The sequence below is a fragment of the Actinocrinis sp. genome, from assembly GCF_035946395.1.
Classification (GTDB): domain Bacteria; phylum Actinomycetota; class Actinomycetes; order Streptomycetales; family Catenulisporaceae; genus Actinocrinis.
Map to the genome: position 1 here is coordinate 1 of NZ_DASYZI010000100.1, position 21,552 is coordinate 21,552.

Annotated in this window: 14 protein-coding genes and 2 pseudogenes; 6 read left to right on the forward strand and 10 right to left on the reverse strand. The window is 68.2% G+C overall.

Annotated elements, in window-relative coordinates; all coding sequences use genetic code 11:
- Window positions 1–478 (forward strand): annotated as a pseudogene (locus VGS97_RS06590) (group II truncated hemoglobin); the annotation flags it as partial.
- 12 nt (window positions 479–490) lie between these two features.
- Here VGS97_RS06590 and VGS97_RS06595 read toward each other — a convergent pair.
- From VGS97_RS06595 to kdpF, 6 genes are read right to left on the reverse strand one after another with little or no spacing between them, the layout of a single operon-like run.
- Complete coding sequence (locus VGS97_RS06595) at window positions 491–1,189, reverse strand: response regulator transcription factor (RefSeq protein ID WP_326852336.1); 699 nt, start codon at window positions 1,187–1,189, stop codon at window positions 491–493.
- Window positions 1,186–3,801, reverse strand: coding sequence for a sensor histidine kinase KdpD (locus VGS97_RS06600; protein WP_326852337.1), 2,616 nt, complete (start codon window positions 3,799–3,801; stop codon window positions 1,186–1,188). Before VGS97_RS06600 ends, VGS97_RS06595 begins: the two co-directional genes overlap by 4 nt.
- 16 nt (window positions 3,802–3,817) lie before the next feature.
- On the reverse strand, window positions 3,818–4,495 hold the full coding sequence (kdpC, locus tag VGS97_RS06605) for a K(+)-transporting ATPase subunit C (RefSeq protein ID WP_326852338.1): 678 nt from the start codon (window positions 4,493–4,495) through the stop codon (window positions 3,818–3,820).
- A 1-nt stretch (window position 4,496) separates the two neighbouring features.
- Window positions 4,497–6,650 (reverse strand): potassium-transporting ATPase subunit KdpB, encoded by a 2,154-nt coding sequence (gene kdpB, locus VGS97_RS06610; RefSeq protein WP_326852339.1) that lies wholly within the window; start codon window positions 6,648–6,650, stop codon window positions 4,497–4,499.
- 2 nt (window positions 6,651–6,652) lie between these two features.
- On the reverse strand, window positions 6,653–8,317 hold the full coding sequence (gene kdpA / locus VGS97_RS06615) for a potassium-transporting ATPase subunit KdpA (RefSeq protein WP_326852340.1): 1,665 nt from the start codon (window positions 8,315–8,317) through the stop codon (window positions 6,653–6,655).
- 1 nt (window position 8,318) lies between these two features.
- Entirely contained in the window at window positions 8,319–8,408 is a 90-nt protein-coding gene (gene kdpF, locus VGS97_RS06620; RefSeq protein ID WP_326852341.1) for a K(+)-transporting ATPase subunit F, read from the reverse strand.
- Between the two features lie 342 nt (window positions 8,409–8,750).
- Between kdpF and VGS97_RS06625 the strand changes: the two genes are divergently transcribed.
- Complete coding sequence (locus VGS97_RS06625; protein ID WP_326852342.1) at window positions 8,751–10,139, forward strand: DUF2254 domain-containing protein; 1,389 nt, start codon at window positions 8,751–8,753, stop codon at window positions 10,137–10,139.
- 247 nt (window positions 10,140–10,386) lie between these two features.
- On the forward strand, window positions 10,387–10,878 hold the full coding sequence (locus VGS97_RS06630; RefSeq protein WP_326852343.1) for a universal stress protein: 492 nt from the start codon (window positions 10,387–10,389) through the stop codon (window positions 10,876–10,878).
- Here the strand turns inward: VGS97_RS06630 and VGS97_RS06635 are convergent.
- From VGS97_RS06635 to VGS97_RS06650, 4 genes and pseudogenes are all read right to left on the reverse strand, one after another.
- On the reverse strand, window positions 10,851–12,323 hold the full coding sequence (locus tag VGS97_RS06635; RefSeq protein ID WP_326852344.1) for a hypothetical protein: 1,473 nt from the start codon (window positions 12,321–12,323) through the stop codon (window positions 10,851–10,853). The two genes, VGS97_RS06630 and VGS97_RS06635, sit on opposite strands and share 28 nt — an antisense overlap.
- A gap of 163 nt (window positions 12,324–12,486) precedes the next feature.
- Window positions 12,487–13,893, reverse strand: a pseudogene (locus VGS97_RS06640) (glutamate decarboxylase).
- Between the two features lie 229 nt (window positions 13,894–14,122).
- A complete protein-coding gene (locus tag VGS97_RS06645) occupies window positions 14,123–14,548 on the reverse strand; it encodes a hypothetical protein (protein WP_326852346.1) in 426 nt (141 codons plus the stop codon).
- A 255-nt stretch (window positions 14,549–14,803) separates the two neighbouring features.
- On the reverse strand, window positions 14,804–16,006 hold the full coding sequence (locus VGS97_RS06650; protein WP_326852347.1) for a hypothetical protein: 1,203 nt from the start codon (window positions 16,004–16,006) through the stop codon (window positions 14,804–14,806).
- Between the two features lie 857 nt (window positions 16,007–16,863).
- Here VGS97_RS06650 and VGS97_RS06655 point away from each other — a divergent pair.
- The 3 genes from VGS97_RS06655 (at window position 16,864) to pstC (ending at window position 21,546) form a co-directional block, all read left to right on the forward strand.
- Window positions 16,864–17,445: a hypothetical protein gene (locus VGS97_RS06655; RefSeq protein ID WP_326852348.1), complete on the forward strand. Its 582-nt coding sequence runs from the start codon at window positions 16,864–16,866 to the stop codon at window positions 17,443–17,445.
- 446 nt (window positions 17,446–17,891) lie between these two features.
- On the forward strand, window positions 17,892–20,537 hold the full coding sequence (locus tag VGS97_RS06660) for a hypothetical protein (RefSeq protein WP_326852350.1): 2,646 nt from the start codon (window positions 17,892–17,894) through the stop codon (window positions 20,535–20,537).
- Window positions 20,530–21,546 carry a phosphate ABC transporter permease subunit PstC gene (gene pstC, locus VGS97_RS06665; protein ID WP_326852351.1) on the forward strand — a complete coding sequence of 339 codons (1,017 nt, stop codon included), beginning with the start codon at window positions 20,530–20,532 and terminating at the stop codon, window positions 21,544–21,546. Before VGS97_RS06660 ends, pstC begins: the two co-directional genes overlap by 8 nt.
- Window positions 21,547–21,552: the final 6 nt, after the last annotated feature.

Here is a 21,552-nt window from a genome sequence, read left to right on the forward strand (position 1 = left end):
CGGGGACGGGTACGGGGGCGCCGCGCCGCCGAGTCTCTATGAATGGGCCGGTGGTACCGAGGCCTTCATCAAGCTCTGCGATGCCTTCTACCGGCTGGTGCTTGCGGACGAGTTGCTGGCGCCTATGTTCGCCTCGATGGATGCGCAGCACGTGCGTTACGTTGCGCTGTGGCTTGCCGAGGTGTTCGGCGGACCTGCGGCGTATTCGGCCGAGCGTGGCGGGTACGGGCCGATGGTGGAGCGGCACGTCGGGCGCGGGATCACCGAGCCGCAGCGGCGGCGGTGGGTCAATCTGATGATGGACGCCGCCGACGAGGTCGGGCTGCCTTCGGATCCGGAGTTCCGGGCCGCGTTCGTCGGTTACGTCGAGTGGGGGACCCGGTTGGCCCTGCACAACTCGCAGCCCGGCGCGGATGTCGTGCGTAGCGCGCCGATGCCCAGGTGGGGGTGGGGCGTCGCGCCGCCGTATGCGGGGTGAGGCTGCGGGGCGTCAGGGCTGGAAGCGGTAGCCCATGCCGGGTTCAGTGATCAACTGCCGGGGGTGCGAGGGCTCCGGTTCCAGTTTCTGGCGCAGCTTGGCCAGGTAGAAGCGCAGGTAGTTGGTCTGGCTGTCGTACGCCGGACCCCAGACCTGCTGGAGGATCTGCTTGCCGGAGACCAGGCGACCCGGGTTGCGCACCAGGATCTCCAGTACGGCCCACTCGGTCTTGGTCAGGTGTACCTGTTCCGGCGCCTCGTCGGGGGCGGCGGACGCGCGGCGGACCGTCTTGGCGGCCAGGTCGAGCGTGTAGTGGCCGATGTCCACGGTCTGCTGGGCCGCGTTGTCCGCCTCGTAACGGCGCAGCAGGGCCCGAATACGCGCCATGAGCTCGTCCATGGAGAAGGGCTTTGTGACGTAGTCGTCGGCGCCCGCGTCGAGCGCGTCCACCTTGTCGGCGGAGTCGGTGCGGCCGGAGAGCACCAGGATCGGGACCTTGGTCCAGCCGCGCAGGCCGGCGATCACGTCGGTGCCGTCCATGTCGGGCAGGCCGAGATCGAGCACGACGATGTCCGGCACGTGGCGCGCGGCCAGGTCGAGCGCGGTGGTGCCGTCGGCGGCCACCACGACCTCGTAGCGGCGGGCGGAGAGGTTGATGCGCAGCGCGCGCAGCAGCTGTGGCTCGTCGTCGACGACCAGTACGCGGATCACGACGGCAACTCCTCGGCCGGGCCGGCAGGCAGCGCGAGCACCATGGTCAGGCCGCCGCCGGGGGTGTCCTCCGGAGTGAGTGTGCCGTCCATGGCCTCCACCAGGCCGCGGGCCAGTGCCAGCCCGAGGCCGACGCCGGCGTTGTTGTCCCGGTCGCCCAGGCGCTGGAAGGGAAGGAAGACCTGATCGCGGTAGGCGACGGGGATGCCGGGGCCACGGTCGATCACCCGGATCTCGACATGGCCGCCGAGTGCGGAGAGGGTGACGGTGACCGGCGAGTCGGTGTGCTTGATCGCGTTGCCGACGATGTTCGCGATCGCGCGCTCCAGCAGCGGGCCGTCCGCGAGGACGGGTGGGAGGTCCGGTTCCGGCGGTTCGACGGTGACCCGGCCGGCGGTGACCTCCGGCACGTCGTCGATCGCCCGCGGGATGATCTCGTCGGCGGCCACGGGTTCGAGCCGCAGCTTTATCGCACCGGCCTGGAGCCGCGAGAGGTCGAGCAGGTTCTCCACGAGGCGGGTGAGGCGGTCGAGCGACTCGTCGGCGGCTTCGAGCAGTTCGGCGTGATCGGTCGGCCGTAGGTCGAGGTCGGGATCGCGAAGGGTGCCCACCGCGGCCTTCGCGGCGGCCAGTGGTGTGCGCAGGTCGTGTGAGACGGCGGCCAGCAGCGCGGTACGCATCTTGTCGGCCGCGGCGATGCTCGCCGCCTCGGCCGCGGCGCGCGCGAGCCGGCGTCGTTCGAGGGCCGCGGTGGCCTGCGCGGCGAAGGCGGCGAGGACACGCTGGTCGGCGGCGGGCAGCGTGCGGCCCCGCAATACGATCATCGCGTCGCGGCCGGCGTCGACGACGGTGTCCGCCTGGCCGGGGCACAGCGCCGGCTCGGCCCCGGTGGACGCGACCATGGTCCAGCGCGCCGGGTCGTCGTTGTCGTCGGGCAGGTGGATGCCGGCGTCGCCGCTGTCGGTGGCGACGCGCTGGAGCAGGGCGACCGAGGCCATGCCGAAAGTCTCGCGGAAGCGCTCCAGCAGGGCCGGGATCGCGGAGTCGCCGCGCAGCAGCGAGATGGCGAAGGCGTTGAGCGTCTCCGCCTCGGCGGAGGCGTTGGCGGCGCGGCGGGTCTGCTTGACGGCCAGGTCGACGACGGAGGCGACGGTGAGCGCGACGATGATGAACGCGACCAGGGCGATGACGTTGTTGGCCTCGGCGATGGTGATCGAGTAGAGCGGCGGGATGAAGAAGTAGTTGAGCAGCATCGAACCGGTGACGGCCGCGACCAGGGCGGAGGTGATCCCGCCGAGCCGGGCGATGGCCACGGTGGCGACCAGGAAGATCAGCACTTCGCTGGTGAGGTTCAGGCTGCCGCGCACGTTGGTCAGCATCAGCGTCACCAGCGGCGGCACCAGCAGCCCGGCGAGCAGACCCCGCCGGCGCCCCTGGCCCCAGGCGGCCTCACGCAGCGGATTGGGCGGCAGCCAGGCGATCCGGTGGCGTACGTCCTTGGGCACCTCGTGGGTGACCATGTGCACGTCGATGTCGCCGGAGAGCCGGATCGTGGTCTCGCCGATGCCCTGGCCGGTGAGGAACCGGTTGAATCTGCTGCGGCGAGAAGTGCCGAGCACGAGTTGGGTCGCGTTCTGTGCGCGGGCGAATTCCAGCAGGGCGCGCGGGATGTCGTCGCCGACGATGGTGTGGTAGGTGCCGCCGAGGGATTCGACCAGGTGGCGTTGGGCGGCCAGCGCGGTGGCGCTGGTGGGGCCGGACAGCCCGTCGGAACGGGCGATGTGCACGGCGAGCAGTTCGGCTCCGGTGCCGGTCGTGCCGGAGGCTCCGGTGTTCTTGATCGAGCGCTGCGAGATGCGTGCGGCGCGGCGGACGAGCAGTTCCCCGGTCTCGTCGCCGGGCAGGGCGACGACGACGCGTTCGCGCGCTTCCCAGACCGTGCCGATGTGATGGTCTTCCCGGTAGCGCTGTAAGACCTCGTCGACCCGGTCGGCGACCCAGAGCAGGGCGAGTTCGCGCAGTGCGGTGAGGTTGCCGACCCGGAAGTAGTTGCCGAGGGCCGCGTTCACCTTCTCGGCGGCGTAGACGTTGCCGTGTGCGAGGCGGCGGCGCAGCGCCTCGGGGGACATGTCGACCAGCTCGATCTGGTCGGCCGCGCGTACGACCTCGTCGGGGACCGTTTCGCGTTGCGGGACGCCGGTGATTCGCTGAACCACGTCGTTGAGCGATTCCAGGTGTTGGATGTTGAGGGTGGTGATGACTTCGATGCCCGCGTCGAGCAGTTCCTGGATGTCCTGCCAGCGTTTCTCGTGCGTGCCGCCGGGGACGTTGGTGTGGGCGAACTCGTCGACCAGGGCGACCTGGGGCTTGCGCGCGAGGACCGCGTCGAGGTCCATCTCCTTGAACTCGCGGTCGCGGTAGACGCGGCCGAGCGGAGGGACCGCGGGCAGTCCCTCCGCCATCTGCGCGGTGCGCTTGCGGCCGTGCGTCTCGACCAGCGCGATCACCACGTCGGCGCCGCGGTCGAGGCGGCGGTGGCCCTCTTCGAGCATCTTGTACGTCTTGCCGACGCCCGGGGCGGAGCCCAGATAGATCCGCAGCTTGCCGCGCACGTCGCAGCCTCCTGAGTCATGGCCTGGTGTACGGGTACTGCTCGTCCAGCGCGAGGTTCAGCTCCAGGACGTTGACGCCGGGCTCGCCGAGGAACCCGAGGTCGCGGCCGCCGGTGTTCCGCCTGACCAGCGCGTCGACCTGGTCCACCGAGATGCCGCGGGTGGCGGCGATCCGGTGCTCCTGCTGCTGGGCGTTCAGCACGGTGATCGCCGGGTCCAGGCCCGAGGCTGAGGCGGTGACCGCGTCGGTGGCCACCTGCTGCGGGGTCACCGTGTAGCCGCCGACCGAGTCGAACGCGGAGACGCTGTTGCGGTAGGTGTCGATGTTGCCGAGCAGCGTGGTGCTGTTCGGGCCCTGGTTCGAGCCGCCGGACTGGGTCGGGTCGCAGCCGTAGTCGTCCCGCTTTGAATCAGACACAGTTGCGCCGCTCGGGATCGCGTTCGAGGGGCGCGGCTGGAAGTACTGCGCCAGCGGGTCGCCCTTGGCGTCCACGAATTCCTGGCACAGCAGCTTGGAGCCGACGACCTGCCCCTTGCCGTTCGTGATCAGCGAGCCGTCGGCCTGGTTCCTGAACGCGGCCTGGGCGATGCCGGTCACCAGCAGGGGGTAGGCGATGCCGCAGATCACGGTGAGCACGAGCAGTGCGCGCAGCGCGGCGAGATGGCGCAGTACGGCGCCGGGGAGACGGTTCATGTCAGCGGCCCATTCCGGGGAGGTACTGGATGAACAGGTCCAGCAGCTTGATCCCCGCGAACGGGATGATCAGGCCGCCGAAGCCGTAGATCCACAGGTTGCGGCGCAGCAGCGTGCTGGAGGAGCTCGGGGTGTAGCGCACCCCGCGCAGCGCCAGCGGGATCAGCGCGATGATGATCAGCGCGTTGAACACGATCGCCGAGGTGATCGCGGACTGCGGGCTGTACAGGTGCAGGACGTTCAGCTTGGACAGGCCCGGGAAGACCGCGGCGAACATCGCCGGCAGCATCGCGAAGTACTTCGCGACGTCGTTGGCGATGGAGAAGGTGGTCAGGGCGCCGCGGGTGATCAGCAGTTGTTTGCCGATCTCGACGATCTCGATGAGCTTCGTGGGGTTGGAGTCCAGGTCCACCATGTTGCCGGCCTCTTTGGCGGCGGAGGTGCCGGTGTTCATGGCGACGCCGACGTCGGCCTGGGCGAGCGCGGGGGCGTCGTTGGTGCCGTCGCCGGTCATCGCGACCAGCTTGCCGCCCTCCTGCTCCTTCTTGATCAGGGCGAGCTTGTCCTCGGGCGTCGCCTCGGCCAGGAAGTCGTCCACCCCGGCCTCGTCCGCGATGGCCTTGGCGGTCAGCGGGTTGTCACCGGTGATCATGACGGTCTTGATGCCCATCTTGCGCAGTTCGGCGAAGCGCTCGCGGATGCCGTCCTTGACGATGTCCTTGAGGTGGATCACGCCGAGGACCGCGGCGGTGTCGTCCTTGACCTCGGCCACCACGAGCGGCGTGCCGCCGGAGGCGGAAATCGCGTCGACGATCTGCCCCACCTGGTCGGTGGGGTGGCCGCCGGCATCGCGCACCCACTTCATCACCGCGGTCGCGGCGCCCTTGCGGATCTGGATCCCACTGTGTCCGTCGACCGCAGGCAGATCGATGCCCGACATGCGGGTCTGGGCGGTGAACTCGATCCAGTGTGGATTAACCCCGTCCGCGCCGTGCACTTCTCGGCCGCGGAGGCCGAATTGCTGCTTGGCCAGCACGACGATCGAGCGGCCCTCGGGGGTCTCGTCCGCGAGCGAGGAGAGCTGTGCGGCGTCCGCGAGTGTGGTGACGTCCACGCCCGCGACCGGCACGAACTCGCTGGCCTGGCGGTTGCCGAGGGTGATGGTGCCGGTCTTGTCCAGCAGCAGGGTATTGACGTCGCCGGCCGCTTCGACGGCGCGTCCCGACATCGCCAGCACGTTGCGCTGGACGAGGCGGTCCATGCCCGCGATGCCGATCGCGGAGAGCAGTGCGCCGATCGTCGTCGGGATCAGCGCGACGACCAGGGCGACCAGGATGACGAGGGACTGCGGCGCGCCGGAGTAGAAGGCGAGGGGCTGGAGCGTGACGACCGCCAGCAGGAAGACGATGGTCAGCGAGGCCAGCAGGATGTTCAGCGCGATCTCGTTGGGCGTCTTCTGCCGCGCGGCACCCTCGACCAGCGCGATCATCCGGTCGATGAAGGTCTCGCCGGGCTTGGCGGTGATCCGCACCACGATCCGGTCGGAGAGCACCTTGGTGCCGCCGGTGACCGACGAGCGGTCGCCGCCGGACTCGCGGATGACGGGTGCCGATTCGCCGGTGATGGCCGACTCGTCGACAGAGGCCACGCCCTCGACGACGTCGCCGTCGCCGGGGATGGTCTGCCCGGCCTCGACCACGACGTGGTCGCCGAGCCTGAGCTCGGTGCCGGGGACTTCGATCTCTTCACCGGCGCGGCCGGGCTCCCAGGAGGCCAGGCGGCGGGCTACGGTGTGCGTCTTGGTCCGGTGCAGGGTCTCGGCCTGGGCTTTGCCGCGGCCCTCGGCCACCGCCTCGGCCAGGTTGGCGAAGACGACGGTCAGCCACAGCCAGACGGTGATCGTCCAGGCGAAGATCGACGGGTGCGTGACGGCCGAGTAGGTGGTCAGCGCCGATCCGACCTCGACCACGAACATGACCGGGTTGCGCATCTGGACGCGCGGATCCAGCTTCCTCAGGGCGTCCGGCAGGGACGTCCACAGCATCTTCGGGTCGAGCAGGCCACCGGCGACGCGGTGTGCGGCGGCCTGCTGCGGCGCGGGTGACTCGGGCGCTTGGGCGGGCGTTATCGTCGCCGTGGATTTGAGATCGGACACGATTACTTCAGTCCTTCAGCGAACGGACCCAGCGCGAGCGCCGGGAAGTAGGTCAGGCCGACGACGATCAGCACCACGCCCAGCAGCAGGCCGACGAAGAGCGGCTTGTGGGTTTCCAGCGTTCCGGCGGAGGCCGGGGTGTGTCTCTGCTTGGCCAGGGAGCCGGCCAGCGCCGCCACGAAGATCATCGGCAGGAAGCGGCCGAGCAGCATCGCGATGCCGCCGGCGACGTTCCAGAACTGCGTGTTGCCGTTGAGCCCGGCGAACGCGGAGCCGTTGTTGTTGGCCATCGAGGTGAACGCGTAGAGCACCTCGGTCAGGCCGTGCGGCCCCTGGTTCGCGATCGAGTTGCGCGCGGTCGGCGTCGCCATCGCGATGCCGGTGAAGATCAGCGCGACGGCCGGGGTCGCCAGGATGTACAGCGCCGCGTACTTCATCTCGGCCGGGCGGATCTTCTTGCCCAGATACTCCGGTGTGCGCCCGACCATCAAGCCCGCGACGAACACGGTGACGATGGCGAGGATGAGGATGCCGTAGAGACCCGAGCCGGTGCCGCCGGGCGCGACCTCGCCCATCATCATGTCGAACAGCGCCATGCCGCCGCCGAACGGGGTCAGCGAGTCGTGCATGTTGTTGACCGCGCCGGTCGAGGTCAGCGTGGTGGACGCGCTGAACAGGCCCGAGCCCGGGATGCCGAACCGCACCTCCTTGCCCTCCATCGCGCCCTTGGCGACCGCGAGCGCGCCACCCCAGCTGTGTGCCTCCATCCACGTGATGATCGAGGCGGACGCGGCCCACAGGATCGCCATCACGGACAGGATCGCGTAGCCCTGCCTGTGCGAGCCGACCATCCTGCCGAAGGTGCGCGGCAGCGAGAACGAGATCACCAGCAGCGTGTAGATCGAGAGCCAGTTGGTCCAGCCGCTGGGGTTCTCAAAAGGGTGCGCCGAGTTGGCGTTGTAGATTCCGCCGCCGTTGGTGCCCAGCAGCTTGATGGCCTCCTGCGAGCCGGTGGCGCCGGTGTAGAGCGTCTGCTGGCCGCCGGTGACCGTGTTGATCGTGTGCAGGCTGCCGGACAGCTCCTGCGGCAGGCCCGAGGCGACGAAGATGATCGCCAGCAGGAAGGCGAACGGCAGCAGCAGCCGCAGGTTCAGCCGGGTCAGGTCCACCCAGAAGTTGCCGACCTGGTCGGTCTGCCTGCGCACGAAGCCGCGGATGAGCGTGGCCGCCAGGCAGATGCCGACCGCGGCGGAGACGAAGTTCTGCACCGCGAGCCCGGCGAACTGGGCGGTGTACCCGAGGGTGTTCTCGCCCGAGTAGTTCTGCCAGTTGGTGTTGGTCACGAACGAGGCCGCCGTGTTGTAGGCGAGGTTCGCCTGCATCGCCGGCATGCCCAGCGCCATCATCAGATGGTCCTGGATGCGCAGGATCACGTAGAGCAGCAGCACGCCGATGACGGATATCGCCATCACGGAGCGCACGTACGTCGGCCAGGTCTGGTCGGCGTCGGCGTCCACACCCATCAGCCGGTAGAGGAACTTCTCGGCGCGCCAGTGCTTCGGCGAGGTGAGGATGTGCGCCATGTAGTCGCCCAAGGGGCGGTACGAGACCGCCAGGGCGAGGACGAGGAGGCCGGCTTGCAGCCAACCGGCCGTAGCGACGCTCATTTCAGAACTTCTCCGGCTTCACCAGTGCGACCACCAGATACACGGTCAGCAGGACGGAAACGACCAGGCCGATGATGTTCTCAGCGCTCAAGGCGCTCGACCCCCTTGACGACGAGGGCGAGCACTGCGAACACGGCGACCGTCAGGGCGACCATCAGCACGTCGGCCATCTCGGGCTCCTCAGTAGGGATACGGTGCGGGACACGCGCGACTCGGGACACGGGCCGCGCGTATATAGAACATCCGTCACAAGCCGTTTCCTCGCTCACATACGTGGCTCTAACGGGTGATGGCGGAATCTCCACGCCTGGCTGACGGCCCGTGTGAGCGGAGCGTCAGAGGGAACGTGAGTACACGGTGTGCCGGGAAGTCTGGTCGGCGATCGAGATCCGCACGATCAAGGTCCCTACGAACCAGTCAGCCGAGGCCCGCCGTGATCCGCCGAGTCCAACCCGAAGCGCAGTGGCTGCGTGAGGCCATGCGCACCAACCTGTGGCTGGTGCCCGCTGCCGAGGTCGTGGCGGTGACGCTGCTGTTCCTGGTCACGCGGGCGCAGGACGCGCGCGCCTACGACGAGCGGCGGACCCTGCCGTCCTGGGTGATCAGCGGCAGCGCCGACGCGGCCAGGCAGATCCTGACCACGCTGGGCGGCGCGCTGATCACCGTGGTGGGCGTGGTCTTCTCGGTGATCCTGGTCGCGCTGACCCTGACCTCGACCCAGTTCGGGCCGCGGATGCTGCGCAACTTCATCCGGGACCGGGGCACCCAGTGGACCCTGGGCACCTTCGTCGCCACCTTCCTCTACGCCATGCTCGACCTGGTGGCGATCGGGCCGGGCCCGCACGGCGACTTCGTCCCGCACATCTCCATCACCGTGACGCTCGGCCTGACCATGGTGGACGTCGGGATCCTGATCTACTTCATCCACCACATCGCGATGATGATCCAGCTGCCGCAGGTCATCGCGGGCATCGCCCGGGACCTCGACCGGGCGATCGACGCCGAGTTGGCGGACGGCGCGCGGCGGGCCGGGCGGGACGCGCCCCTTCGCGAACACGGCCTCGGCCCGGACACGGCGACGCTGCGGGGCCTGCTGAACCACGCGGGCGGAGCGGTCGTCGTGCCCTCCAGCGGCTACTTGCAGTTCGTCCGCCGCTCGGTGCTGATCCGGCTCGCCGTCGAGGAGGACGCGGTGATCCAGCTGCACCACCGGCCGGGCCACTTCCTCGTGCGCGGGGACCGGTTCGCCACCGTGTGGCCGGCGAAGGCTGCCCCGGCGGTGCAGCGCCGGCTGAGCCGTTCGCACATCACCGGGCCGTTCCGCACGCTCACTCAGGACGTGGCGTTCGCGGTGGACCAGCTCGTGGAGATCGCCATCAGGGCGCTGTCTCCTGCGGTCAATGACACCTTCACCGCGCTGACCTGCGTCGACTGGCTCAGTGAGAGCCTGTGCCGGATCGCGGCCGACTGGGATCCCGATCCGGTGTGCCGGGACGCGGACGGCCTGGTGCGGCTGATCACCGTGCCAGTGTCCTACGACCGGCTGGTCGACCGCGCGTACGAGAAGATCCGGCAGGCCTCCGCCGCGATGCCCGCGGTGATGATCCGTCAGCTGGCCGGGCTGGTGCAGATCACCCACGCGGCGCGGCATCCGGACCGGCGTGCGGTGCTGCTGCGTCAGGCCGAGATGATCCATCGGCTGTGCGAGGAGACGGTACCGGAACCGCACGACCGCGCTGACGTCGAGCGCCGCTACCGGGAGGTACTCGCCGCGCACGCTGCCGCGGACTCTACGGCCGGACCGAGCAGCAAGCGCGGTTGACTTCCGCCAGAGGGTGTTTGAGATGCGGGGCCGGGGTCGCGACGCCTGCCGCGCACGCTCGCCACGTTGTCGGATCCCCTCCTGACAATCAGCCTGGACCGACTCTCCGCCTTGCGATCGCACCCCCATGACGGCGTTGAATCGGTGTCAGAAAAGCCGCCGGAAACTGCCGGTCCGGCGTTTCGTGTGATGAGCTGTCGCGCAGCCTGTATTTCGGCTCCCCTGGAATTCGAAAGGGGTGCGCAGCGTGTCGCACGTCATCGGACGAGTTATCGTCGGTGTGCATGGCACGCCCGGCAGCCTGCAAGCACTGCGCTTCGCCGTCGGGCATGCCCGTATGTTCGGGGCGGCGCTCGTGCCGGTCATCGCCTGGCAACTGCCGTCTGGCCATCGCGTGCCGGTCGGCTTGGCCGACGAGTGGGCGGCGGAAGCGGATCAGCGGCTGCTGACGGCGTTCGACGAGGGTCTGGGCGGTCTTCCGGCGGACGTGCCCGCCCGGCCGCTGGTGGTCCGCGGCGCGGTCGGGCGCGTCCTGGTCGCCATCGCCGAGCGGGAAAACGACATACTCGTTCTCGGCCAGCGGCGTGGTGGAGTGCTGCGCCGTGCATTTCAGGATTCGCCGACGCGTTATTGCGTCAGGCACGCGCGCTGCTCGGTGATCCTGGTGCCACCCAGCGAGCTGACCGTGGAGTTGCAGCGCGGGATTCGGCGTCAACGGTACTCGCGCAGCCTCGGGTAGAGCGCCACGATGGTCAACGCCAGGGCCAGCACGGCTGTCGCGTAAGGCAGCCACGACCAGGGCGACAGCTCATTGAGTCCGTCGTCGATCGCGCCTTGGAAGGCGTTCTGATTGACCACGATGGTGTTCTGGAGTGCCGCGTCGTACTGGTTGAACGTGTAGTTCGACAGCCCCTGCGTCGTGCCGACGTCGACCTTGACCGCGTCGGTGTAGTCGTTGTTCGCGACGTCGGAGCGGATCGTCGCGTCGTCCCTGAGGTAGGCCTCGAAGTCTTTCGTCGCGGTGTACGCGGCCTGAGCTTCGCCCGGGAAGGTGATGTTGTTCAGCTCCGCGCCCAACAGCCCGCCCATGCGCACGTTCGAGACCCGGTTTCCAGCGGCGTCCAGCGACAGTGCCTGCGCGGCCCCGCTCAGTCCGCTGTAGTACAGGGCGGGATTGTGCGCGGCGGCGTCGGCGTTCACATCGGGCACGGCGGCGACTTGGGCGACCTTGGCGAAGAAGCTCTGTTGCAGCGTGGGGGTGCGCTCCAGCAGCCAGCGGCTTTCGTCGGCGTTCGCGTCGTAGGAGACGGCGCGCGCCTTCGTCAGTGCATTGATCGAGTCGAAGGCGTCGGCCTTGGCGGTCTTGAGCCGCGACGCCTCGTTCAGCAGCAGCGAGGCGCCGAGCCCGCCGACGGTGAGGACGAGGACGGCGGCGCCCGCGAGCGCCGGAGTCAGGATCCTGCGGAAGCGGCGGCCGAGGTACCGGTGTCCCGCGGCCAGCGCGGCCGCCAGCAGCAGCGCGAACACGATCACCGTGATCGTCATGCCCTGGATGCCGCCGCGGTCGCCGGAGTACATGCCGTCGACGTCGGCGCTGTCGCGGGCGGTGATGTCCTGGGCGATCGGCAGGACGTCGCTGTGCATCCTGCCGCTGGCCTCGGTGTAGATGTAGAGCGCGGTGGCGGGCGGCGCGGCCGGCGCTTGGGGCCCGCCGTTCTCGTCGAGGTACAGCGCCTGCGCGACCAGTTCCTCGTAGCCGCCGATCGCGGTGAGCAGTTTCGTGTACTGATCGGCGAGGGCCGGGTTCAGCGCGATGCGTTGCAGGTCCGCCGAGACCGCCGCGCGGTCCGACTCGTACGTCGTGTCAGAGGCCTGCGCGTCGTCCGCCCCGGACACCTGGATCATCGGCTGGAAGCCGACCAGCAGGGCGTTGGCGGCCTGCGCGTCCATGTCGTTGAGCCTGAAGTAGAGGTCGTTGAGCGCGCTCATCTCGGCCGTGCGCACGGACAGCGCCGACAACGCCCCGCGCGAGGCCGACGCTCCGTCCGCCAGCACGACGGTGAAGGCGACGACGAGCGCCGTGATCGCCGTGCCGACGAGCGTCAGCCTTCTGGGAGTGCTGGAGAGTGCGTTGCGAGTGAGCGTGAGAGCCCGGTTGGGCTCGGTCCCCGTGAGTGTGTCCACGGCGTGAAATGTCGTTGACACCAGTGTTCGGCGACAAGATCGAATGACCAATTTCTACGAGACGTATACGGCCCGCTCCACGCGGGCCTGAGCTCCGTCGACCGGCCGTTAGATTGGTGTGAGAACGCATTCACACGCCCTCGAAGAGCATTCACACGCCGTGTCAGTGATGGAAGGCCGTGCGGTTCTCCACCCCGTGCTCGCTCATCGGGCCCGGTTGGCGGCGCAGTTCCGGCAGCAGCCGGTTCAGGTCGGCGAGCAGCAGGTCCGCGAGGTCCATCGAGAAGCCGTTGCGGCAGACGATCCGCAGGACCGCGAGATCCTCCCGGTCGGCGGGGAAGGTGTACGCCGGGACCTGCCAGCCGCGTTCGCGCAGCCGGCGGGAGACGTCGAACACGTCGAAGGACTTCACCTCGGGCCCGGTGGTGAACGCGAACACCGGCAGTTCGTCGCCCTGGGTGAGCAGCCGGAACGCGCCGGTCCCGGCGACCCCTCGGGCCAGGTGCCGGGCGACGTCCCGGGAGGCCTGCTGCACGGTGCGGTACCCGTCGCGGCCCAGCCGCAGGAAGGTGTAGTACTGCGCGACGACCTCGGCGCCGGGGCGGGAGAAGTTCAGCGCGAAGGTCGGCATGTCGCCGCCGAGGTAGTTGACCTTGAAGACGAGCTCCTCGGGCAGTGACTCGCGGTCGCGCCACAGCGCCCAGCCGACTCCCGGGTAGACGAGGCCGTACTTGTGTCCCGAGGTGTTGATCGACGCGACGCGCGGCTGGCGGAAGTCCCACTCAAGCTCCGGATCGAGGAAGGGGGCGACCATGCCGCCCGACGCGCCGTCCACGTGCACTGGCACGTCGAGGCCGGTGCGCTCCTACAACGCGTCGAGGGCCGCGCAGATCTCCGGGACCGGTTCGTAGCTGCCGTCCATCGTCGAGCCGAGCACCGCCACGACACCGATCGTGTTTTCGTCGCACATCGCCGCGGCGTGCTCGCCGTCGAGGTGGAAACGCTCGCCCTCCATCGGCACCAGGCGCGCCTCGATCTCCCAGAAGTTGCAGAACTTCTCCCAGCACACCTGCACATTGGTGCCCATCACCAGGTTCGGTCGCGCCCCGGCCGCGTACCGGTCCGCGTTGGCGCGCATCCAGCGGCGCTTGAGCGCGAGCCCGCCGAGCATGCACGCCTCGCTCGATCCGGTGGTCGAGCAGCCGACCGCGGTCTGCGGGTCCGGGGCGTTCCAGAGGTCGGCGAGCATCGCCACGCAGCGGCGCTCAAGCTCCGCGGTCTGCGGGTACTCGTCCTTGTCGATCATGTTCTTCTCGGCGCACTCCGCCATCAGCGCCGTGGCCTGCGGCTCCATCCAGGTGGTGACGAAGGTGGCCAGGTTCAGCCGAGCGTTGCCGTCGAGCATCAGCTCGTCGTGCACGAGGCGGTACGCCATGCTCGGCGGCATCGGACCGTCCGGCAGCCGGTGCGCCGGTGGCAGCTCCATCGCGCCGAGCAGCGGATCGGCGTCCGTGAGCAGCGGGTTCCCGGACAGCCGCCGGTCGCCGGTGTGGCCTTTGTGTAGTCCCATGAGTGCTCCCCGGTCTCGGGCGTCGGCAGCGGGTTCCCCTCCACCGTCTCACCGGGGATGCGTGTGAGCGAGTACCGAGGACGCGTGTCGAGTTACTCGGTGCGCCAGGTACACGGAGCGAAACTCTCCTTCGTCATTCCGCCCGACGAAGGGATTTCATAAGCATTTCCCGAACAAGTCGCGTCGAGCGGACGCAACTGTGTATCAGGGATCGATCAGTTGCCGCCGATCAGTCGGCGCCGACGATCTGATCGTGCACTTCGATGGCATCCGGGTGTCGTGTCTGTGTCCTGCGTCGTTTCGCCAGCCGCGCCCGGATCGCGCCCGCCTGCCGCTCCAGCAGCCGCGCGATCTCCTCGACGGACTCGCCGGCCTCGTCGAGTTCTGTCATCCGGGTCTCGTCCGCGGTCGTCCAACGGGTGCTCGCCCGGCCGCGCTTGTGCCGCATCGAGGCGACGTAGCGGTTCTTCTCCGGAGCGAACCCGATCGAGAGCACATCGGACACCGGGCGGCGCAGGACGACCTCGTCCCGGTCCCAGGCCACGAGGTCGCCGGCGACCACGGTCAGCCGATCCGCGACCAGTTCCTGCCGGGTGACGTCCCCTTCCCCGGCGCGCAGTTCGATGAAGATGCAGACCTCGGTCTCCCGTGACACGGAACCAGCATCACAGTGTCCTGTGAAATTGCGCAAGCGACGCCCACATTCCGGCCATACGTATTCGATTATTGAGATCGAGGACGGATCTGACGAGGGTTCGCGTGAGCCGGAATGCGAAGACCGCGCGGACCCCTGATCGGTGACCGAGGAAGGACCCGCGCGGCCGTTGCTCACATGCGGCTGGCGTCGAGACGTGGGGTCCTCGACGTCAGGCGACGCGACCGGTGTTGCCGGTCGCCGGGCGATCGGTTGTCAGTTGCTGTTGCTGATGACGGCGCCGCAGGTCGGCGAGATCTTGAAGCCGAAGCTGGCGTAGTCGGCCGCCGCCATCGTGCCGCATACCGCTGCCTTCGGGCCGGGAGTGCCGCCTCCGAGGTGGGCCTTGAGGTAGTTCGGGATGCAGGTGTTGACGAAGCCGTAGTCCGAGGGGTCGGTGCAGGTCTGCGGGGTCTGCTTGAAGCCGTTGAGGGAGACGATGTACAGGTCGCGGATGTACTTCGCCGGGAAGGCGTTCAGGCCCGAGACGTTGATCACGTTGTTCACGATCGGGGCCTTGCCATCGATGTTCAGAAGCACCTGGCTGCCGTGGATGTCCGGGCACTTCTTGGTGATGGTCTGGCAGACGTAGACGCCGGCGGAGTAGGGGAACAAGGTGTCCGGGCCGAACTCGGCGTTGGTGCCCTCGTTCTCCTCGATGATGCCGCCGCTGCCGTTGGTGCCGTTGACCACGCAGGACGGCGGGGTGCTCCAGGTCACGCCGATGTCACTGAGGAAGGTCGCGCGGGTGCCGGAGTTGGCCTGCGGCAGCACCGGGATGATCTGGTTGTTCTTGCCGGCACCGGTGCTGCCGATCTCCGCCCAGGTCACGTTGCCGGAGAAGCCGGAGTTGATCTCCGCGGCGTTGCAGTCGTAAATGGCCTTGAGCTCGTTGACGGGGGTGTCGCTGACCGCGATGCCGGACTGCGTGCCGTCGCCGCCCGAGGTCACCGAGACGGTGATCAGGTCCTTGGCCTCGTCCACCGCGAGCAGGTCGGCGCCGTCCGCGGCCTTCAGCTGGCGGGAGGCGCGGGCGTCGTCGACGCAGTAGTTGCCGTCGTGCGTCTTGAGCTTGGCCTCGACCTGCGCGATGCCGGCGCCCGAGCCGTTGGGGCGGGTGATGTTGCAGTTGGGGTCCGCGGTCGAGGTGCCCTTGGTCTGGATCTTGTCGCCGGGCAGACCGGTGGTCGGGTTGACCGCGTCCCAGCTGTAGTACTTGTTCGCCGGCGCCGGGGTCTGGCCGTTCCAGTCGAGCGAGAGCTGGTCGTGGACGTACTGGGTGGTGTCCGAGCCGACGGTCACGACGTCCGTGGTGGCGACGGTGGTGTTGGCCGGCGGGTCGGCCATGGCCGGGCCCATGCTCACCGACAGGGCGAGGATCGCTGCCCCTGCCAGTGCGAGAGTGCGAACTGAGCGCACGAGTCTGCTCCTTTTAGTTTGCGGAAACCGTGCGTTACCGGCACGTCTCATACTTCTCAGACGAACCGATCGGCGTAACGCCGACGTACGCAGAGTACTTATGCGAAGTCTGTACGAAATATCATCGATCTCTGATAAATGTGATTTCTCTGTGAAGCTCTGCGGTACGATTTATGCGCTTGATGATCACTGGTGAGTAGTCGGTGCAAAAACGGGCAGCTCATCATCTATCCGGCGTCACGTACTCTGGCAGAACGAGGCCAATCGGGCAGATCGAGCGGCGCGCCATACGTGTTCGTAGTCTGAGTCATCAGCTTCCGGTGGCCGAAATGCGACTGCTGTGCAGCCGGGCGCTGACAGCCTGCTGATGTGAACTCGCGGCTCGCGGAAAAGTGTCTGAATCTTCGTCAGGTATTGGATGAATGGGCGGTTGCTAGGCCGCTGACCTGCGAGATCGTGACCAGCGTTGCTGGTGTGGTTCGAAGTGGTCCGATGTTACATGCAACGTCCCCCTATATTTCACCTGGATCTAACGTTTGTCAGAGATCGATGACGCTTGGCGCCAAGAGGGTGCTCGCGTCGGCGGTGATGCCGACTGGTCCAGCCGTGATGAGAGAGGGTCCGCACTGTGCGTGGAGCAGCAGGAACAGGTCTGCGCCCGCGCCCGGGTCCAGGTCCGCGTCGACCGGGACCGGTCTTCGCCGTGCGGCTCGTCGCCGCAAGTTATCGCAGTGTTCTCATTACTGGCCGACTGTGCCCAGAGCCCGGCCCCGGTGCGTCCAGCGCCGCCGCCGTTTTCACGCGGTGTGCGTAATCACGCGCCGCGGATCAGTTCCCGACAGCAGGAGGAGATTTCCATGCGCGGACTCGTCAAGCGCGCCGCCGCGGTTTCCACGGCAGCCCTCGGTGCCATCGCCCTGGTGGGCGCCGGCGCGAGTGCGGCACACGCGGCGGTGGCGAGCGGCAGCGTCACGCTGACCGTCTCCAGTTCCTTCATCAGTCAGATGGTGCACGCCGGCGTCATCCTGGTGCCGCAGAACGCTGCCTCGGTGACGTACAACAGCAACGGCTCGGTCACGATCGTCTACACCGCGACAGGCGGCGACGCCAACCTACAGAACTTCGCCGGCACCATCTCCTACGCCGGCTCGATCCTCGGCTTCAGCCTGAACGGCCGGACGGTCAACCTCGGCGGGTTGCTGTTCGACCTGACCGACGCCCAGTTCGACGGCCAGACCACGACGAGCGGCGAGACGCCGCTGGTCGACCTGGGCGGCGCGCTGAGCGCCTCCATCAGCGGTTCGACTCAGAACTTCGGCGCGACCAGCACTCAGATCGACGCGGCCGGCGCAGCGCTGCTGGACAGTGCGCTGCACACTTCGGTCTTCACCGCGGGCCAGTCGGTCGGCAGCTTCGCCGCGACGTGGACCGTCGCCTGACGCCGTGACGCAGGGCTGCCCGCGCTGCGGTGCGGGCAGCCGCCGCGGACGGTGCACAGGTGGTGCATGTCGGTCCGCGATTTCCGTGAAAGATGGTGATGTTAATGCGCTTTGTAATTTATTGACATGTAAACTAGCGATGTGAGTTATTTACTTACAGTTCACTTGAATTGGGCTGGCGGTCCACCTGGGTGGGCAAGGCTCTGAGCAAGGCTCTGATACACGTTCAGGAAGGTCCGGGGCAGGCCGGACGCACGCGTCGAATCTGACAGCGTCCCGGCGTGCACTGTGGTTGGAAACGCGTGGTCGGAAACACATGGTTGAAAATGCGTGGCTGGAAACATGTGGTCGGGAAAACCAGCGCTAGGAGAGGTTTGGTCATGGGATTGCGGCGCGGACGCAGTCCGCGGATCGGCGGCGCGGCACCTCTCGGTCACCGTTTGCAGGTGTTCACGGCTGTACTCGTGGTGGCCGGTGCGGTCACCGCCTCAGGCCCCGCATTCGGGGTTGCCAGTCCGGTCTCCCGCGCGGCGGCGAGTTCGTCGGTGGGCGTCGGCAACACGTCGTGCGCGCCGACCGGCTCAGGTCAGACGTGCTCGGGCACCTTCGGCGGCGAGACCGCCTGGGACTGGTGGATCGACGGCGGTACCGGCGGCGCCGACGTGAACGGGAACATCAACAACCTCGGCGGCCAGACCGGCCTGACGCCGACCGTCACGGTTGATCAGACCTCGAACCTGACCAACCAGATGGTCCACGTCTCCTGGTCCAACTTCACCCCGACCTCGACGCAGAACGGCAACTGGCCCCAGTGGCCGAACCAGTACAACGGCGGCCAGTCCCAGTCGCAGTACGCGGTGAGCGTCTACGAGTGCGCCAGTGCGACCCCGGCGAGCCTGTCCGACTGCAACAGCCAGTTCACCAACCAGGGCATCAGCCAGAGCGGGGTGAAGCCGAACGCGGTCGAGGGGTTCACCCGCGGGGGCAACTCGACCGAGTTCGGCGACTGCACGAGCGTGCCGAGCGACACCGTCTGCGGCACCGGATACGCCGACATCCAGATCCAGACCGCGGTGGAGAACAACCTGCTCGGGTGTACCGACAAGCACGCGTGCTCCATCGTCGTGGTGCCCAACTGGGGCGGAGTGCCGAACGAGCCGTCCTCCACGCTTCCGCCGAACGCGCCGACCTCGTGCGACGACCACACCAACGACCTCGTGAACATCGAGGCCGGATACGCCGGCAACAGCCCGCTCGGCGAGTTCGACATCTGCGCGTGGAACGACCGGATCGTCATACCGATCTCGTTCGCCAAGACGCCCACCCAGTACTGCCCGGCGCGCGCCTACCAGTTCGTCTCCGAAGGCGCTCCCGCGCTGGAACGGGCGATGAACCAGTGGCGTCCGGCCTGGTGCCTCGACGCGCAGAACCGGATCTCGTTCGACTACAACTCGGCCGCGAACGAGTATCAGGCCCGTTCCGACTTCCTGTCCGGCAACGCCGCGCTGACCGCGCGCACCGACGTCGCGCTGGTCACCGATCCGCCGCCGAGCGATCAGAGCGCGGCCTCGTCGCGCAAGTTCACCTACGCGCCGATCGCCACGACCGGGATCGCGGTCGCGTATTACATAGACGACCAGAAGTCCCTGGAACCGATCACGGACCTGAAGCTGAACGCACGCCTGCTGGCGAAGCTGCTCACCGAGTCCTACAGCCTCCAGTTCACCCAGCAGTGCGGCGCCGGCCAGACCATCCAGACAGAGTTCTGCGATCTCGGCGTGGTCGGGAATCCGACGGACATCTTCGCCGACCCCGAGTTCCTGGCGCTCAACCCGCAGTACACGACGGCCGACTTCGACGAGGAGCAGGCGCGCGTCGGCGGCGACTTCTACCCGATCGTGATCGCGGGCAACAGCGACCTGACATACGAGCTGACTCGCTGGATCGTGTCGGACCCCGCGGCGAGGGCATTCCTGGAAGGCCAGCCCGACCCGTACAGCCACATGCACGTCAACACGTACTTCAAAACCGGGCAGAGCTACCCGATCAGCCAGTTCGAGATCTTCGACCCCGGGTTCAACGTCGCCAACCCGAGTCAGGGCCAGTACAGCATCGCGATGCAGAACGCGTGGAACCCGGTGACCGGCCTGGACAACGTGGCCGCGCACCTGGCGAACTGGACCAGTTCGGCGCTCAGCTTCGCCGCCAACTGCGCCGTGGTCGGCCAGACGCCGCCGTGCCCGCTGACCAACCTGAAGGCCGGCCCGGAGAACCTGCCGACCCGCACCCTGTTCGCGATCATGGACCAGGGCACCGCGGCCGCGTTCCGGTTCCCGACGGCGCAGCTGCTGAATCCCGCGGGCAACTACGAGGCGCCCACCATCGAGTCGATGTCGGCGGCCGTGGGCGCGATGAAGACCAACCCGGACAAGATCACCCAATATCAGGATTTCGCGGCCACCAGCGCGGGTGCTTATCCGCTCACCGAGGTCCAGTACGCGATGGTGCCGACCTGCGGGCTGTCCCAGGGCAAGGTCAAGGCGATCTCCGGCTTCCTGACGAACGTCGCCACGACCGCGCAGCTGTACGGCACGGACCTCGGCCAGTTGCCGCCCTTCGGCGGATATCTCGCGCTCGACGACGCGCAGAAGGCGCAGACGCGTGCCGCGGCCCAGGCGGTGTCGAGCCAGTCGTGCACCAGTGCGGCCGGGGACACGACGGTCTCGGGGCAGATCCCGCCGAAGTCGTCGGGCGGTTCGGGCGGCGGCGGTGGCGGTCTTCTCGGGTCCTCAGGTGTCGGCGGTGGCTCGCTCGGCGGGCACAGCGTGTCTGGCACGGCGAGCCCCTCGGCTCAGAGCACGCCGACAGCCGGCGCCCAGGCGAACGGGCAACAGCCGGTGGGCCTCGGCACCAAGGGCTCCGACTCCGGCGACGTGGCGCGCATCGTGCTCATCGCGGCCCTGGTGCTCGGCGGGCTGCTCGCGATCGGCGGGCCGCTGACGCTGGCCATCGCGAACGGGAATCTGCCGGGATCGCGGCGGCGCCGCGGGAAGCCCGGTTCCGGCGGCGGGCAGGGCGGCCTCGATGGCTGATTCGACACCGACGCAGCCGCTGACCGCCGTCCTGCCGGCGGTCGCGGATCCGGACACGCCACGCATCATCGTCGCCCCGGTGACCGCCGCCGACCGGGTCTTCCGCGGGTTGCTGCGCGGCGGCGGCATCGCGGTGTTCGTCATCACCGGACTGATCGCGCTGTTCCTGGTGACCCGGTCATGGAGTTCGTTCCGCCTGGCGGGCTGGCACTTCCTGACCACCTTCGAGTGGCTGCCCGGCACCAGACACTTCGGCATCGGCTCCATCCTGGTCAACGGGATCATCATCGCGGTCATCGCCCTGCTGATCGCCGTACCGATCGCGCTGGTCACCGCGCTGTTCATCGCGGAGTACGCCCCGGTGCCGCTGCGACGAGCGCTGATCGCGCTGGTCGACCTGATGGCGGCGATCCCCAGCATCGTGTACGCGCTGTGGGGCGTGTTCTTCCTCCAGTCCAGAATCATCGGCCTCGGCCGGTGGATCTCCGACCACCTCGGAGCCGTCCGCGTCCCGCTGAAGGTCGACAACGACGTCCAGAGCAGCTTCACCTCCTCGCCCTTCCTCGCCGGGCTCGTGGTCTCCCTGATGGTCATCCCGATCGTCACCTCGATCAGCCGCGAGGTGTTCTCCCAGACGCCGCAGGGTGAGCGGGAGGCCGCCTACGCGCTGGGTTCCAGCCGGTGGGGGATGATCCGCACGGTCGTACTGCCGTACGGGCGCGGCGGGATGATCGGCGCGATCATGCTGGGATTCGGCCGCGCGATGGGAGAGACCATCGCGGTCTCGCTGATCATCTCCCCGGTCCTCTACATCAACACGCACGTCCTCCAACACGGCGGGTACTCGATCGCCTCGCTGATCGCGCTGCGCTATCAGGATTCGACCCCACAGGTGATCTCCGCGCTGATGGCGGCCGGCCTCGTGTTGTTCGTCGTGACCCTGGCCGTCAACGCCGCGGCCGGAGTGATCGTCACCCGGTCGCGCTCCGGCCTTCAGACCGCCGACTGAAGGGGC